Genomic DNA, 15639 nt, shown 5'->3' on the forward strand with positions numbered 1-15639 from the left:
CTCCAATCGACTCATTAACTACGTTTTTCGAAATAACCATGATTTAACGTTTACCGATCAATCCCAGGCTTGGGGCCTGACCACGCCCGCCGTATCGGGTGCCAGTGCTTACGCCGATTTCGACGGCGATGGTGACCTGGACTTGGTCATTTGTCATCAAAACGAACCGGTTTCTCTGTACCAAAACCAGAGTAACACGCAGTCAAAGCACTACCTCCGCGTACGCCTGAAAGGCGAATCCGGCAATACGCAAGCTCTGGGAGCGAAGGTCATTCTGGAAACCAAGGCCGGCAGGCAGTTACAGATGGTTTCGCCCGTTCGGGGCTACCAGGCTTCCGTTGAAACGACTCTTCATTTTGGTCTGGGTGACGAAAGTCAGATACCCCGACTGACCGTGTACTGGCCCAATGGAAAAACCAGTACCCTTCGTCATCCGAAAGCCGATCAGCTCCTAGTGATTGACGAAAAGGATACGGAGAAAGTATTACCTCAACCGCAGCCCCCGGCTCAACCCTGGTTTCGTCCGCTTCGTACGGCTTCGCTGCTCCCCTACAAGCACCGCGAAAATGACTTTGTCGATTTTAAAGTTGAAGTACTCATTCCCTACCAACTTTCGCGGCTGGGTCCGGCGATGACCAAAGGGGATGTCAACGGCGATGGACTTGAGGATCTTTTTCTGGGCGGAGCCGTGGATCAAAGCGGAGAACTCTGGTTACAACAAGCCAATGGCAGTTTCGTACGGTCTGCTTCCCAACCCTGGCGAGCCGATGCCGCCAGCGAAGACGTCACTGCTCTGTTTTTTGATGCTGATCAGGATTCGGATCTGGATTTGTATGTGGTTAGCGGCGGAAATGAGTACGAATCCGGCTCGCCCGAATACCAGGATCGACTCTACCTTAATGACGGAAAAGGCAATTTCAGCCGGACCCCGTCGGGGGTACTGCCCATCATGCGGGATAGCAAAATGGCCTTAGCTGTAGCGGATATGGATGGCGACGGCGACCTTGACGTATTTGTGGGCGGTCGGGGTAAAGCCGGGAGCTTCCCCTTCGCCTCGCCCAGTTATCTGCTACGCAACGACACGCCCAAAGGAGGTACGCCTCGCTTCACTGATGTAACGGACGCCGTAGCTCCCGCTTGTCGGCAAATCGGCATGGTACAGGCAGCGGCCTGGGGTGATGTAAATGGCGATCAGCAACCGGATCTGGTTTTGGCCGGAGACTGGATGCCCGTCAGTATACTCCTTCAGAAAAACGGGACCTTACAAAATCAAACGGAATCGATGGGCCTCTCGGCGAGTACCGGGTGCTGGGCTTCCTTACAACTGGCGGACCTGGACGGCGACGGTGACTTGGACATTCTAGCCGGGAACGCGGGTCGGAACACGCTTTTCCAGCCCCGCCCCGATCAGCCCATGCGAGTCGTGGCTGGGGATATTGATGGTGACGGCATCATTGACCCGATCTGGACCTATTACGTGCAGGGGAAATCGTACCCGGCAGCCTCCCGCGATGAGTTACTGGATCAGGTGGTACCCTTGCGAAAAAAATTCACCCGATACCATCAGTACGCCGATGCTACGGTTGAAAATTTATTCAGTAAAGCAGCTTTATCTCAGGCGAAAGTGGTAGAGGCCCGGGAAATGTCTTCCGGTATTTTTTTTAACGAAAACGGTACCTTTCGTTTTGCTCCTTTTCCCGTGGAAGCTCAGTTTTCCCGTGTGAGTACACTCCTACTCAACGACTGGAATAAAGATGGCAAACCGGATATTCTTTTGGCCGGTAACTTTTCGCCGTACCGGGTGCAACACGGTCCCTGTGACGCCAGTTTTGGGCTTATTCTTCAGGGTGATGGGAAAGGTCAGTTTCGGACCGTCCCCCCGCGGGAGTCGGGGTTATGGCTCGGCGGCGACGTACGGCAAGGCTTACTCGTACCGACGTCTGCGGGTCAACAACGCTTGTATTTCACCGTCAATGACGGTTCCCTTCTTGGCTACGAACGATGAAAAATATACGTTTAATTTTAGTGTTGCTGAGCAGTATATGTAGTCAGCAAAGTTTCGGTAAAGATACGCGTGAAGCCTTTGAACGTGGTCTGTTCCATCGGGCTCAGGATGCTCTGACGCGAGTAATCGTCAGTGATATTTTCTCGCCCCCCGTGGCTTCGCGTATTTACGTGTACGCTCACGTAGCCGCCTACGAAACGCTGATACAATTTAAGCCTACAGCCTATCAGTCGATGGCGGGCCAATTACGGGAGCTTTCGCTAAATCCGGTTCAGAAAACGCCTCATGCCCAGGCCGGACTAGCCGCGACGGAAGCTTTACTGGTAGTCGGGCGAAATCTGGTTTTCTCCGAACAGGCTCTGGAAGAGGAAGCCGCTTTACTCTGGAAACAAGTACAGCAACAGGGTTATACTACGGAGGAAATCCGAGCTTCGAAAGTGCTGGGGCAGCAAATGGCTCAGCAAATTATGGCCTGGGCGAGTACGGATCAGTACAAGCAGACGCGTTCGCTTCGTCGGTATACCCCGCTCAAAAAGGAAGGTTCGTGGTTACCTACCCCACCGGGGTACCTGCCCGCTGTGGAACCGTACTGGGGCCGCATTAAACCGATGGTACTGGATTCGGCTTCGCAGTACCAATTGTCGGCACCTCCGGCGTATAGCATTTCTCCCGAAAGTGCTTTCTACCGTTCCGCTCAGGAAGTACTGCAATCGGGCCTGCATTTAACCGAAGAACAACGACTCATTGCCAATTACTGGGATTGTAATCCCTTTTTTTTGCATACGCAGGGCCACATGAATTTTGGTAGTAAGAAGCTTTCGCCCAATGGTCACTGGATGTCCATTGTCGGTCAGGTGGCTCGTCAGCGAAACGCGGATCTGTATCATACCAGTGCGGCTTACGTACTAACGGCTCTCGCTATGTTCGACGGCTTCATCACTTGCTGGCAGGATAAGTACGTCTACAATGTCATTCGGCCCGAAACGTACATCAACGCTCACATCAACGAAAGCTGGAAACCGATTTTGCAAACGCCGCCCTTCCCCGAATACCCCAGTGGGCACAGCGTTATTTCTTCCGCCGCTGCGGTGGTACTAAACCAGGTTTTTGGATCCCAGATAGCCTTTAACGATAGTACGGAAGTTCCTTACGGGTTACCCGTACGTCATTTCACTTCCTTCACCCAGGCGGCTCAGGAAGCGGCGATTAGTCGTCTCTACGGCGGTATTCATTACCGGGAAGCCATCGAAAATGGTCAACAGCAGGGGCTGGCGGTGGGACAGGCCGTATTGAGTAAAATAAAGTGGAAAAAATAGCGGTACTTTGCTGATTCATCGGCGTAATGCGTAATCAATCTATTCTTCCATGCCTAGACTTTTCCTATTTCTTCTCTTTTTAACTACTACTTTCGCCCAAGCCCAGAAAACGGATAGCCGTCTGCAAAAACAACTCGAGACGCTGGTAAAAGACTTTCACGGAGATCTGGGAATTTACGTAGAAGACCTGAAAACCCATGCCGTAGCAGCCATTGGGGCCGATACAGTTTTTCCAACGGCCAGTATCGTCAAGGTTCCTATTTTACTGGGCATTATGGATAAGATCCAGCGGGGGCAGCTTGACTACCACCAATCCGTAACGTTGACGGATTCCCTCCGCTACAAAGCCAGCGACGAAGCCGATCTGGTCAATGCGATGAAAACGGGGGAGAAAATCGAAATCAGTCGCCTGCTCTTACTGATGCTTAGTACCAGCGACAATACGGCCAGTTTGTGGTTACAGGGACTAGCGGGCGGTGGTTTGCGAATCAATCAGCTACTGGATAGTCTAGGTTATCAGGTAACACGGGTCAATAGTCGTACGCCGGGCCGCGAAGCCATTCGCAATCAATACGGATGGGGACAAACGACACCCCGGGAAATGGCCCGCCTGTTCACGGCTATTTCCGAACGAAAAATCATTAGCCCGTCCATGAGTGAGAAAATGCTTCGACTCCTGGGTCGTCAGTACTGGGATCAATACGCCCTGTCGCAAATTCCACCGGACGTGTTTGTCGCCGATAAACACGGCTGCGTCAACCAAAGCCGGAGTGAAGTATTCTACGTAGCCGGACCGCATCCCTACGTCTGTGCTATTTTCACCAAGAATAATCAGGATCAAAGCTGGGAAGCCAGTAACGAGGCCTGGACGCTGACGCGAAAGATTTCCGCCCTTCTCTGGAAGTACTATAATCCCCGTTCGACCTGGGTACCGGATTCCAAAAACTGGTGAGTAATCTTTGGTCCACGTTTTTATACCTGTACGTTAAACCGATATGAATACGCGTATGGAAACACTACAAATTGGCGATCAGGTCATTCATAAACCCGAAGAAGGCCACGCACTCATCAACGACGGACAGGCCATGGAAGTACTCAGGTTAGAAGGCAACACGGTAGTTTGCCAAACGGAAAACGGGCCTCAGTCCATTCCAGCTTCGGAAATTATCAAAGGGACCACCGTTATCAAAGGGTATGTGGGGGGCTGAACCTTCACCCTATAAAAAGGCTGATCCTAGCGATCAGCCTTTTTTGTTTTTAAACGTACAAGCCTATACGAATCCGTTGTAAGTTTAAGGCTTCACTTTAATCGAACCTTTAGTGGCATGAGTTTGGCCTTAGTAAAGGGGTTAATTGCCTTTTCCGGCATTGCCTTAACCCTGGGTGGATGGTATTTCGACGCCATCAAAAAACCGTATACGCATTTGTTTAGTCCGCACTGGCTGCCCCATGCCCGGTTTCACAGTGCCCTGTGGCTCTTTTCCATTACACTGGCCAACTTGGGTTCGCTGTTTCTGCTCTACGGAAACTTTGCCGAACGCGACACGCAACTAGCCATTTATATGGCGGCATTTTTACCCGGACTCTTTTATCTGTCGTTTTTCCCTTCTCTTCTCTTTCGCAATGCCTCTGCCTGGGACGATGGTGAAAAACCCTTTCTCTTCACCGCTCCGCAGGTACTGGTTTCTATGGTAATGCTACTCGTGCTGGGTGTAGCCCTTTGGATGGATGCTCACCTTCGCTCCTAAGCTTTTGCTTGGAAATAGCCTTTCGCCGCCTTTCTTTGCTTACCTAATCCGATATGCTATGACTCCGAATTTAGATAGAGAAAAACAACTTGCCGCCCAGCAGGCCGTTCAGTACATTCAGAATGATCAGATCGTAGGTTTAGGAACGGGCTCCTCAGCTGTACACGCCGTGCAGGCCATTGGTCGTTTAGTACAGGAGGGGTTACGGATTCAGGGCGTTCCGACGTCGATTCGTACGAAGGAACTAGCGGAGTCGCTAAACATTCCCTTACTGGACATCAACGAAGTGGAAGCCATCGACCTGACCATCGACGGAGCCGATGAATTCACTACAAATCTTATGTTGATTAAAGGCGGGGGTGGAGCCCTGTTACGCGAGAAAATCGTTGCCTCGCTCACGCGTCGTCAGATCATTATCACGGACTCTTCCAAGAAAGTAGAGAAACTGGGTAAGTTTAAGCTTCCCACTGAAGTGATTCCCTTCGCTTCGCATTATGTGATAAACCAGTTAAACCAGCGGGGCGGTAAGGGCGTAATTCGACCGTCAGGCGATAAACCTTTTTTAACCGACCAGGGCAACTACATCGTGGATACGGATTTTGGATTGATCGATAATCCCGCCGCTCTGGCTCATGAACTCAAAACGATTGAAGGACTTGTGGGTCATGGTTTATTCATTAACCTGACTCATGAAGTCATCATGGGTATGGGTGATACCACGCAAAGCTTCCGCTAAGGTTACGCGTTTTCTTGTCCTAGTTCAATGTTTTGGAGGTACGGTCCGCTCTACCTTTGATCCATCAAACAACAAGAATATGGAAGCATCAATCAAAGGTTTGCATCATATCACGGCCATTGCGGGCGACGCTCAACGCAACTACGACTTTTATACGCGTGCTTTGGGTTTACGACTGGTAAAGAAAACGGTCAATTTCGACGATCCGGAAACCTATCACTTTTACTACGGCGACGAACAGGGCACGCCCGGTAGCATTTTAACGTTTTTTCCCTGGGGTACCAAAGTGCCCCGTGGACGCCGGGGAGCGGGTCAGGTAACGGAGATCGCTTATTCCGTACCCGAAGGCAGTCTCGACTTCTGGCAAAAACGTTTTGAAAAACTACAAGTTACGCAGAGTCCGATTGCTGAAAAATTTGGCGAATCGTACCTGACGGTTCTGGATCCAGATGGCTTAAAACTGGAACTGACCGTCGCTAAAACGCCCGATCTGCGGGCTCCTTGGGAAACCTCCGAGGTGACGGCGGATTACGCCACGCGGGGCTTTCACGCGATCACCCTTACGACGGCGAATCGTCAGGCTACGGCAAAAATTCTGACGGAGCTCTTCGGGTACCAGTTACTCGAACAGCAACAGAATCGGTACCGCTTTGTAACGGCGGCTGTACCCAACGCAGCGATTGTTGACTTGCTGGAAATTCCCGGCGAAAAATCCGGCTATACGGCGGGTGGTTCGGTCCATCACGTGGCCTTCCGGGTGAGTGATGAAGAGATTTTGATGGAATTCCGGAAGAAAATCATCGAGGCGGGTCATCAGATTACGGAGAAAATTGACCGTAACTATTTTTACTCGCTGTATTTCCGCGAACCGGGCGGCGTATTGTTCGAACTCGCTACTGACAATCCCGGCTTTGCTACCGACGAAACGGTGGCCGAACTGGGTATGGGTCTTAAACTGCCCGCTCAATACGAGCCTTTCCGTTCTGAACTTGAACAAGTACTTCCTCAATTACACTAAGCCATGTATACGCATCAAAAACAAGTTTTCACCAGCGGCACGCCCATCCAGGAAGCCAAAAAAGCAATCATCATGATTCACGGCCGGGGTGGTTCGGCGGAAGATATTGCTTCCCTCAGTCGCCACCTCCACCTCGACGGAATGGCCATTTACGCTCCGCAAGCCACGCGGCATAGTTGGTATCCGTACAGTTTTCTAGCCCCGGTAGAAGAAAATCAACCCGCCCTGGATTCGGCACTGGATTCGATCGATCAGGTGGTTAATGATTTGGTTGAGGCGGGTATTACTACGGAAAACATCTACTTTCTGGGGTTTTCGCAGGGAGCCTGTCTGACGCTCGAATATACGGCCCGCCACGCCAAACGTTACGGCGGCATCATCGCACTAACGGGAGGCCTCATTGGCGAAACGCTGGAAACGGATAACTACCAGGGTGATTTTGCCGGTACGCCGGTATTCATCTCCACGGGCAATCCCGACCCACACGTACCCGTTTCCCGGGTGGAAGAAAGCGTTTCGATTCTGGAAGATTTGAATGCCTCGGTTACCTCCCGTATTTATCCGGGCCGCATGCACACCATTTCTCCCGATGAAATCAATTTAGTCAATCAACACATTCTCTAATACCTACGACGATGGACTTTTCCAGCATTCCGCTCCACAACAATGTCCCCATTCACAATTATGAAATGGTGATCAACGGGCATCGGGCTTTCATCGATTACCTCGAAAAAGGGAGTAAGATTTACCTGATTCACACGGAAGTGCCCAGCGAACTGGAGGGCATGGGCGTAGCCTCGGCTTTGGTAACCCGGGTGCTGGAAGACATTGAGTCACGGGGATTAGCTTTGGTACCGCTGTGTCCGTACGTACAGGCCTATCTGAAGCGGCACCCCGACTGGAATCGTCTGGTTCAACCCAAATAACATGGAAACATTTCAGGTGACGAAGGTATTCGCCGACGAACAGGGCGATACGCATTTTGAAACGGTTCAGTACCCCCTCACGGATGCCGGACCCATTGGCTTTCTTTCGGAAAAACTGCCCGTACGGGACGTAATATTTCGGGAGGTAACGGCCGACTATGATTTCGATTTTCACACGGCTCCGCAACGGCAGTTCATCATTTTGCTCGATGGCAGGATTGAAATTGAAACTTCGCTTGGGGAAAAACGGATCTTTGAAGCGGGGGAAATCTTGCAAATGGAAGACCTTACGGGCAAGGGGCACCGCACCCGTAATCTATTGAATGCGAAGCGAAAGTCCGTTTTCATTACGTTCTAAACCCGGGGCTTTACTCCGGGTTTTTCAGTTGGTAGTTGAGATAATGCTCCTTGTTACACCAGGAACCCTTAACCAAAAACGACCAACACCTTTTTACTTTACGGGAAAATCAATCCGTATTCAGGAATGGCCGATCTGCTCTACGAACGTATTAATACCAATGTCCGTAAATATTCTTCTTTTTCGGAAGAGGATCTTCAGTATTTCAACTCACTGCTTCAGCACAGGACGGTTCCTAAGAAGCACTTTTTATTGCAGGAAGGAGAAGTATGTACGTTTGAAGCGTACCTGCTGAAAGGTTGTATTCGGACGTATCACATTGACCACGACGGCAATGAGGTAACATTACAGTTTGCGATTGAAGACTGGTGGGTAAGCGATATCATTAGTTTCCACGAACAGAAACCCAGCCATTGGTACATTGAAACGCTGGAAGACTGCGAATTACTGATTCTCACGCCCGAAACCAAGGAGCAGTTGCTGCACCGCGTACCGGCTTTTGAGCGAATGTTCCGGCTGATGGTTCAGCGTAATCTTTCGCAATTACAGGAACGCTTTTTCCGAACCGTATCCTCCACAGCTGTCGATAAATACCTGGATTTTCTGAATCGCTATCCGGCCATTCCGCAACGGGTAGCTCAGCATTACATTGCTTCGTACCTAGGTTTTACGCCGGAATTTTTGAGTAAAGTACGACGGAAGCTTTCCACACCGAAGCCTCCAAAATCCTGATTTTGAAGGCTTCGGCTGTATAGTCAGGCTTTGTGAACGTCTACCATCTGAGCTTTCTGCTGGGCTTTGAGGGCCAGTTCGGTGGCTAAAAAGCAGTGTTCCTGGGGCATGGCCGTTTCGGTTCGGTTTAGTACATCATCCACCAACAGGCGTCCATAAGGCAGGTTTTCCTGGCTACAGTCCATGTACCGGGTTTCTTTCTGATTCACCAGAAACAGGTGATTGCCACCATCGCGGCCCGCAATGTCAATGTTCTTCCGGATTTCGATGTATCCTTCCGTACCGAGAATGGTCAGTCGTCCGTCTCCCCAGCTTTTCAGTCCATCGGGCGTAAACCAGTCCACTCGGATGTAACCCATCCCGCCATCCCCGCGTAACATCAGATCGCCGAAATCTTCGAATTTAGGATACTGCGGATAATGCACATTGCCAACCTGAGAAGCAACGACTTCCGCTTTCTTTGAACCGGTAAAAAACAGAAACTGATCGCACTGGTGGGAACCGATGTCGCAGATGATACCTCCAAAGCGTTTGCGATCGAAAAACCAGTCGGGCCGGGACTGCGGGGTCATCCGGTGCGGTCCCAATCCAATCGTCTGAATCACCTGTCCGATGGCTCCGGCTTTGACCAGCTCTCCGGCTTTAACGGTTGCTTTATTTTCGAAGCGTTCACTAAACATGATCGAAAAAATGCGACCCGTTTTTTTCTGTACGCGACGAACGTCGGCCAGTTGATCCAAACTCGTGATTCCTGGTTTATCGACCATATAATCTTTGCCGTGCTCCATGACGCGGATACCCAGCGGAGCCCGCTCATCCGGAATAATGGAACTGAGAATCAGTTTAATCGAAGCATCTTCGAGAACTTCTTTCTCACTGCTAGCCTGTTTTGCTTTGGGATACCGCTTGGCAAACGTTGCGGCCAAATCGGGTTCTTTCGCGTAGAAAGAAACGAGTTCACCCCCGCCCCGCGTCACGGCTTCGACCTGACCGTAGATGTGTCCGTGATTGATGCCGATGACCCCAAAGCGAATTCGGGCAGGTTCTTTTGGTGTGTGAATGGCTGGTATGGATAGGGTTGCTGCCTGACTTAGAAAGGGAACGCCTATTAAGCCTGCCGCCGTAGTGACGGAGTTCTTTAGAAAACTCCGGCGATTTTCATCGTTCATGGTTTGTAGAGGTTAAGCTTCACCAACTGATTTTCGCTCATTCGTTCAGACCATGAGCGAAGTTCCACTGACAGAGCAACTACTTATTTTTCCCTTTTTTTGCTAGTTCCAGGGCCTGCGTCGTCGTGTAGTATTTAGAAATCATATTCGGAACTTCCCAGGCAGGTAATTTGCCTTCCTTGAGATAGTTCAGGTAGTTTTCCGTTACTCGTCCAAAGTGGGCTTCGTGGCCTTCCTGATATTTTTTAGGAATCACCACTTCCCAGCCCGTTGAGATTTTCTTCAGCTCAGTACCGGGATACGCTTGTTGTACCGTCTGTAAAGCCGTTTGCAGGGCCGTTTCGTAAGCAGCCGTGGTGTCGCGTGGTTCGATGTACAGCGTCGGGACAAACTTCTGTTCGGCTCCCTGTCGAATCACCAGATTGGCCTTGGTACCCCGCATGATCGAATAATGCGTATCGCCACCGCCTTCGGGAGCCTTGTAAGCCCAAGTCACCGAAACCTTGGCGTGTACACCCTTGAGCTGGTAGTTGATCTCGCCGTTGCTGTAGATTTTGAGTACACTATCCCGCGTGATGGCATTTTTCAGGTACGCCGGGAAATCAGCTTGTTTCGTGATCGTCTTAAACTGGCTACGGGTCATGTCCGTCGTCCAGCGACGGGCGGAAGTAAGTTTAATATCTTTTTGATAATCAATGACCTGTTCCGGAAAACATTCCCACTGTACCAGATCAACCAGGTGCGTGGTCACATCCACAATCCCTTCGCCCTGCTGATTCACATCCATAAACCAGGCCGGACGCGTTAGTACACTGCCCGAAACGTATTTGTAGAAATGGTGAACACTCTCCTTTGTTACGGCAGGATTGTCGGGCGTCCCTTTTTCCAGCGTACCGAAAGCCGATTCAATTTTGGAGAATTCCCGTTGCAGAGCCGTACTGATTTCAAAACGCTCGGTCATGATGTCGTACAACAAAACGTTCTTCTGATCAGCCGTTGCAAAGCTGGATTTCAGTCGATCAAAATCCTTGGCGTTGATAATCATGGGTTTATCCGATAGTACGTTAAATCCCGCTTCTACCGATCGCTGAATGTAATCCGCTTTTTTCTCGTTATTTCCGGCCAGTACCACGACATTGCCCGTTTTATCCGCCAGCATTTTTTCGAAATAATGCGTTCCCGTGTACACCACTTCATTCCAGTGCGTCGGATCCTCCGCCCGTTTGTTGTACCCTTCAATTTTTTCTAGGTGTAATTTCACATCCGGTCCTTCGGGAGCGTAGACGTGCACGCGGGCATCCACGTCGGGATACATACTCTTCTGCACCAGTGCCGCGTGGAAATGGCCCGGATCGAGCGTAATCAGGTGAATCGAAGATTCTTTCGTTTTTTCAGTACAGCCCAGAAACGTGGCCATGATACTCAGGTAAGCAACCGTTTTGTAACGCCAATGCATAAGGTAAAAATTAGCTAAAGGTTTAAACTTTTATCGCATACGGGGCCCGTTGGGGACGAGACAGCAATCGATTGGCTTCCGCGTCGTTTTTGAACTGCTCTTTTGCGGGATCCCAATACAACTTTCGGTTCAGCTTCATCGCCGCGTGGTGCAGCAGACAGGCCGAGCACGAACGGTGACCGATTTCCGCCGGAGCAATCGGGTCTTTCTTACTGGCAATACTTTCCAGCCAGTTGCCGTGGTGTTCCTTACTGACGGGCAAATGAATTTCGTTCGGACCAATTTCCGAAGTCAACAATTTCGGATCGCTGGCGTCCAGGGCTTTAGCGGCCTGTTGTTTGGCAATCGGGTCACTCGCCGTTACCGAGGCATCGCCCCGGGAAACGAAAATCCAGCCTTCCGTTCCTTCAAACTTAATACCGTTCGGCAGCTCATTACTAACAATCATGTGAACGCCATTGGCGTAACGAGCCTCCGTCCGAAAAATACCGTGCACATCCCACAACCCACTCTTCGGAAAATCGGCTTTCCCCCAGATTTCTACGGGGCCCGTTAGTTCCGTGTTCATCGCCCAGTGCGAGCAGTCGATGTGGTGTGAGCCCCAACCCGTAATCATACCCGCCCCAAATTGTTCGCAACGCAGCCAGCCCGGCCGATCGTACCCCACGACTGGATGCACGCGTTTTTCGGTGTAATATACTTCCGGCGTCGTACCCAGCCACATGTCGTAGTTGAGATTTTTTGGTACGGGCATCTGCGGTTCCTCTTCCCCCGAAGGGTCACCGGGTAATCCAACATATACCGTTTTTAGCTCGCCAATGCGACCATTGCGTACCAACTCGGCGGCGTATCGAAACTGCCGTGAGGATCGTTGCTGACTGCCTACCTGCACGATTCGTCCCGAACGTTTCACCGCATCAGCCATCATCCGACCTTCAGCGATGGTCAGCGAAGCCGGTTTTTGCATGTATACATCCTTGCCCGCCTGTACCGCCTGAATGACAATCGGAGCGTGCCAGTGATCAGGCGTACTGACCAACACAGCGTCAATATCCTTGTTGTTGAGCAGTTCGCGGTAATCCGTGTAGACCCGAACACCGTCGTAATCTTTACCCGTTTTCTTAGTGTAATACTGATTGACAAGCGTCTTGGCGTCTTCGGCCCGGTTACGGTCCAGATCACAGACGGCCGTAATTAGAGCCTGATCGTATTGCCAGACGCCCGGCAAGTCGTGACCCCGGGAAATACGACCCGTACCAATCGCTCCAATAGTAATGCGATTACTCGGAGCATTTTTTCCGAATACGGAAGCAGGAACGATGCTGGGAAAACCACCTATCACGGCGGCGGTGGCTAGTGTAGTTTTACCGGATAGCTCCAGAAATTCCCGACGGGAATACGCTTGCTTGGGTTTCATAATCGTCTCAGAATAGAGGTAGTAAGAATTAGCCGTGAGCCTTCTCTATGTTTAAAGATAAGACTTTTCCTAGAAGCATTTTACCTTAATAAAGAGCAAAGGTTTTTCAGAAAAAGTGCTGATCATGACCTGTTTCCACAATTCTGTATTCTTTTTATAGCGATAATGCGGTCGGAAAATGCTGAAATCATTTAGCTCCCAACGTACGAAAAAGAAAACGAGCCCCTAATCGAGGAGGCTCGTTTTCTTTTTAGACCCGTGCTTACTTCCGTTCATTGTATACACCAAACTCAGCAATGCTGGGCGGATTTTTGTACCCATCGATACGCATACGTACTTTCTCGCCGTATACTGTGGGAAAACGATGAATCTTTGCTTTCCCCACCCGATTCTTCACGTCAATAGGGTGCCATTTGCCATTGTTAAAGTATTCCAACTGATACGTAGTGATTTCATCCTGAGTTACATACACCGAAATAAGATTAAAAGGCTGTACTTTGTCAAGCGTCACTTCGTACCAAGGATTTTTCACGACGGGATTGGAACGCCACGACGTCCGGAAGCTATCGTCATTTCCGAAATCGAAAATGTCCATGTCATTACTCCAGCTTCCATTGGCAGGACGTTTCTTGGCCAGATTCGAGGAAATAACCGGAGCATCGTACGTGGGCAGGTTGGACGACATTGCTTTTTCTGTCCACAACTCACCGATTTTTTGCAGGGCAGCCAAGGCATTGGGATCGATGAGGCCTTCGCGGTTGGGAGCCACGTTGAGAATGAAATTACAATAAGCTTTATTGAAAGGTACCAGATTATCTTTCACCAGTACGGCCGGATCTTTCACGGGCTCATTGGGAAATTTCGTTTTCCAGAACCAGGCTCCATTAATCGGCAGACAGGATAACGCCGGCAGTCGGTTGGTTTCCTTGGATATATGCTGGCCTGCTCCCTGTTCGTAGGACTTGATGTCCGTGTAATACAAGGCTTCCGCCGGATATTTGGCTGCATTCAGATCCATCACCAGACAGTTCGGCTGGATGGATTTGATGTGGTAGTAAATTTCCTCGAAGGGAATTTCGTCGTACGAAATGCGTGACCACGGAGCATCCCAACCGTCAATGATCAGGGCGGAAATTTCTCCGTAATTAGTCAGTAGTTCCGTCAACTGATTTTTCACCATATCGATGTGCTGCCGGGTAATGTAACCGGGCCGCAGTTTATGATGCGTATCCAGAATGGAGTAATACAGCATGACTTTCAGTCCATTGGAGCGAAAGGCTTGCGTGTATTCTTTCACAACATCCCGCTTGAGTGGACTCTGCATGACGTTGTAGTCCGTGGTTTTCGTATCCCAAATACAGAAACCGCTGTGGTGCTTGGTCGTCAAAGCTCCGTAGGACATCTTAGCGGTTTTGGCCGCTTTGGCCCACTGCTGACAATCCAGTTTAGTCGGGTTAAAAAGGGCAGGTGAAGCATCAGGATCGGCCCAGTCTTCATCCATGAACGTTGGAATATTGAAGTGGATAAACATACCAAAGCGGAGATCCACAAAATCCTTCTGAAGCTGGACAAGATTTTTTTGAGCCTGGGCTAGTACGGGCAAGCAAAGCAAGAGAGCCCACAGACAAATTCGTTTCATGCAATAGAGGTAAATGGTTTGTTGTTGGGAAAATACTTTCAGAGTGTATAGTCAATAAGCAATGGGTACAACTCATGACGCACTCCATTTTCTAAAAAAGGCTTCTTTACACTCTCTAAAGAACCCATCTGAGATTTTAATACTCGTCCAAGGGAGAGAAATGCTTTCGTCTGTACAAATCTCAGCGGCTTATAAAAGGCAAAAACGTTCATGGCATTTTTTAAACGGACGTTTGTAAAATGCCATAAGAGGTTTATTTTTGAGTAAAAACGGCCTTTTCTTCGATAAGCTTTACTTATAAGAGCCGTGATTCGTTGTTGGTTGCTCATGAATTGAACAGAATTCTGTTGATTGGTATGAAATACATCTGTTATTACCGGGTCTCTACTAAAAGTCAGGGACGAAGCGGACTGGGCTTGGGGGATCAGCGGGCCATTGTGGAGCGGTACCTTCGGGAATCCGATACGCTAGTAGAAGAATTTACGGAAATTGAATCGGGACGCAAGAGCGAGCGGCCTCAACTACAGGCCGCTATCCGGGCCTGTCACCAGCACCACGCGAAATTGCTGATTGCAAAACTCGACCGTCTCAGTCGAAACGTGGCTTTTGTCATGACCCTTCGGGATTCGGGTATTGATTTTGTGGCCTGTGATTTACCCGATGCCAATACCCTAACCGTGGGGATGATGGTAACCTTTGCCCAGTACGAAGCCGAGCGAACATCTGAACGGACCCGGGCGGCTCTGGCCCAAAAAAAATCCCAGGGTTTTAACCTGGGAAAACCGGAAAATCTGAATGCTCTGGCTATCAAAAAAGGAGAACAAATTCGCCAGCAAAATGCCCGCAGTAATAAAGCCAATGTACAAGCTACCGAACTGGCTCTTTTGTATCGAAACATGGGAATGACCTACGCCCAAATTGCCGACAAATTAAACCAGACCCATTACCAAACCCGACGACAAAAATCGTTCGAAAGTAAAGCCGTATATCGTTTACTAAAACGTCGAGAAATGATTGTTTGAATTGTTTGAATTGTTTGAATTGTTTGAATTGTTTGAATTGTTTGAATTGTTTGAATTGTTTGAATTGTTTGAATTGTTTGAATTGTTTGAATTGTTT

The 15639-nt window shown here is 49.7% G+C and carries 16 protein-coding genes; 12 read left to right on the forward strand and 4 right to left on the reverse strand.

The features are described 5' to 3' along the window. The 11 genes from ACOJTG_RS19220 to ACOJTG_RS19270 form a co-directional block, all read left to right on the forward strand. Positions 1–2005: FG-GAP-like repeat-containing protein (locus ACOJTG_RS19220; protein ID WP_420155306.1), on the forward strand; the 2005-nt coding region annotated here is incomplete at its 5' end. Then, positions 2002–3321, forward strand: coding sequence for a vanadium-dependent haloperoxidase (locus ACOJTG_RS19225; protein ID WP_420155307.1), 1320 nt, complete (start codon positions 2002–2004; stop codon positions 3319–3321). The genes ACOJTG_RS19220 and ACOJTG_RS19225, both read left to right, overlap by 4 nt. A 49-nt stretch (positions 3322–3370) precedes the next feature. Next, positions 3371–4273: a serine hydrolase gene (locus tag ACOJTG_RS19230; protein ID WP_420155308.1), complete on the forward strand. Its 903-nt coding sequence runs from the start codon at positions 3371–3373 to the stop codon at positions 4271–4273. A 55-nt stretch (positions 4274–4328) separates the two neighbouring features. Further along, positions 4329–4529 carry a hypothetical protein gene (locus ACOJTG_RS19235; protein WP_420155309.1) on the forward strand — a complete coding sequence of 67 codons (201 nt, stop codon included), beginning with the start codon at positions 4329–4331 and terminating at the stop codon, positions 4527–4529. Between the two features lie 117 nt (positions 4530–4646). Next, positions 4647–5069 (forward strand): hypothetical protein, encoded by a 423-nt coding sequence (locus tag ACOJTG_RS19240; protein WP_420155310.1) that lies wholly within the window; start codon positions 4647–4649, stop codon positions 5067–5069. 58 nt (positions 5070–5127) lie between these two features. After that, on the forward strand, positions 5128–5805 hold the full coding sequence (gene rpiA, locus ACOJTG_RS19245) for a ribose-5-phosphate isomerase RpiA (RefSeq protein WP_420155311.1): 678 nt from the start codon (positions 5128–5130) through the stop codon (positions 5803–5805). A 79-nt stretch (positions 5806–5884) separates the two neighbouring features. Beyond that, positions 5885–6823: a ring-cleaving dioxygenase gene (locus ACOJTG_RS19250; RefSeq protein WP_420155312.1), complete on the forward strand. Its 939-nt coding sequence runs from the start codon at positions 5885–5887 to the stop codon at positions 6821–6823. 3 nt (positions 6824–6826) lie between these two features. Next, positions 6827–7447: an alpha/beta hydrolase gene (locus tag ACOJTG_RS19255; protein WP_420155313.1), complete on the forward strand. Its 621-nt coding sequence runs from the start codon at positions 6827–6829 to the stop codon at positions 7445–7447. Between the two features lie 11 nt (positions 7448–7458). Then, positions 7459–7749: a GNAT family N-acetyltransferase gene (locus ACOJTG_RS19260; RefSeq protein WP_102202943.1), complete on the forward strand. Its 291-nt coding sequence runs from the start codon at positions 7459–7461 to the stop codon at positions 7747–7749. A gap of 1 nt (position 7750) precedes the next feature. After that, on the forward strand, positions 7751–8107 hold the full coding sequence (locus tag ACOJTG_RS19265; RefSeq protein WP_420155314.1) for a hypothetical protein: 357 nt from the start codon (positions 7751–7753) through the stop codon (positions 8105–8107). Between the two features lie 126 nt (positions 8108–8233). Continuing rightward, positions 8234–8839 (forward strand): Crp/Fnr family transcriptional regulator, encoded by a 606-nt coding sequence (locus ACOJTG_RS19270; protein WP_420155315.1) that lies wholly within the window; start codon positions 8234–8236, stop codon positions 8837–8839. A 23-nt stretch (positions 8840–8862) separates the two neighbouring features. On the opposite strand, the gene ACOJTG_RS19275 is transcribed toward ACOJTG_RS19270, so the two are convergent. From ACOJTG_RS19275 to ACOJTG_RS19290, 4 genes are all read right to left on the reverse strand, one after another. Beyond that, entirely contained in the window at positions 8863–10008 is a 1146-nt protein-coding gene (locus ACOJTG_RS19275) for a Gfo/Idh/MocA family protein (RefSeq protein WP_420155316.1), read from the reverse strand. A gap of 79 nt (positions 10009–10087) precedes the next feature. Continuing rightward, entirely contained in the window at positions 10088–11464 is a 1377-nt protein-coding gene (locus ACOJTG_RS19280; RefSeq protein WP_420155317.1) for a putative oxidoreductase C-terminal domain-containing protein, read from the reverse strand. Between the two features lie 22 nt (positions 11465–11486). Continuing rightward, positions 11487–12881: a Gfo/Idh/MocA family protein gene (locus tag ACOJTG_RS19285; protein ID WP_420155318.1), complete on the reverse strand. Its 1395-nt coding sequence runs from the start codon at positions 12879–12881 to the stop codon at positions 11487–11489. A 262-nt stretch (positions 12882–13143) separates the two neighbouring features. Then, a complete protein-coding gene (locus tag ACOJTG_RS19290) occupies positions 13144–14520 on the reverse strand; it encodes an alpha-L-fucosidase (protein WP_420155319.1) in 1377 nt (458 codons plus the stop codon). Positions 14521–14876: 356 nt separating this feature from the next. Here ACOJTG_RS19290 and ACOJTG_RS19295 point away from each other — a divergent pair, with 356 nt between their 5' ends. After that, on the forward strand, positions 14877–15542 hold the full coding sequence (locus ACOJTG_RS19295; RefSeq protein ID WP_420155320.1) for a recombinase family protein: 666 nt from the start codon (positions 14877–14879) through the stop codon (positions 15540–15542). The last annotated feature ends 97 nt before the right edge of the window (positions 15543–15639 follow it).

Origin of the sequence: Siphonobacter sp. (genome assembly GCF_048595215.1) — a bacterium.
Lineage (GTDB): Bacteria > Bacteroidota > Bacteroidia > Cytophagales > Spirosomataceae > Siphonobacter.

Coding starts and splice junctions, on each gene's coding strand:
- ACOJTG_RS19265 (WP_420155314.1), top strand. CDS start 7,751: ATGGAAACATTTCAGGTGACGAAGGTATTCGCCGACGAACAGGGCGAT.
- ACOJTG_RS19260 (WP_102202943.1), top strand. CDS start 7,459: ATGGACTTTTCCAGCATTCCGCTCCACAACAATGTCCCCATTCACAAT.
- ACOJTG_RS19230 (WP_420155308.1), top strand. CDS start 3,371: ATGCCTAGACTTTTCCTATTTCTTCTCTTTTTAACTACTACTTTCGCC.
- ACOJTG_RS19290 (WP_420155319.1), bottom strand. CDS start 14,520: ATGAAACGAATTTGTCTGTGGGCTCTCTTGCTTTGCTTGCCCGTACTA.
- ACOJTG_RS19255 (WP_420155313.1), top strand. CDS start 6,827: ATGTATACGCATCAAAAACAAGTTTTCACCAGCGGCACGCCCATCCAG.
- ACOJTG_RS19275 (WP_420155316.1), bottom strand. CDS start 10,008: ATGAACGATGAAAATCGCCGGAGTTTTCTAAAGAACTCCGTCACTACG.
- ACOJTG_RS19240 (WP_420155310.1), top strand. CDS start 4,647: ATGAGTTTGGCCTTAGTAAAGGGGTTAATTGCCTTTTCCGGCATTGCC.
- ACOJTG_RS19285 (WP_420155318.1), bottom strand. CDS start 12,881: ATGAAACCCAAGCAAGCGTATTCCCGTCGGGAATTTCTGGAGCTATCC.
- ACOJTG_RS19235 (WP_420155309.1), top strand. CDS start 4,329: ATGGAAACACTACAAATTGGCGATCAGGTCATTCATAAACCCGAAGAA.
- ACOJTG_RS19250 (WP_420155312.1), top strand. CDS start 5,885: ATGGAAGCATCAATCAAAGGTTTGCATCATATCACGGCCATTGCGGGC.
- ACOJTG_RS19225 (WP_420155307.1), top strand. CDS start 2,002: ATGAAAAATATACGTTTAATTTTAGTGTTGCTGAGCAGTATATGTAGT.
- ACOJTG_RS19270 (WP_420155315.1), top strand. CDS start 8,234: ATGGCCGATCTGCTCTACGAACGTATTAATACCAATGTCCGTAAATAT.
- ACOJTG_RS19280 (WP_420155317.1), bottom strand. CDS start 11,464: ATGCATTGGCGTTACAAAACGGTTGCTTACCTGAGTATCATGGCCACG.
- ACOJTG_RS19295 (WP_420155320.1), top strand. CDS start 14,877: ATGAAATACATCTGTTATTACCGGGTCTCTACTAAAAGTCAGGGACGA.
- rpiA (WP_420155311.1), top strand. CDS start 5,128: ATGACTCCGAATTTAGATAGAGAAAAACAACTTGCCGCCCAGCAGGCC.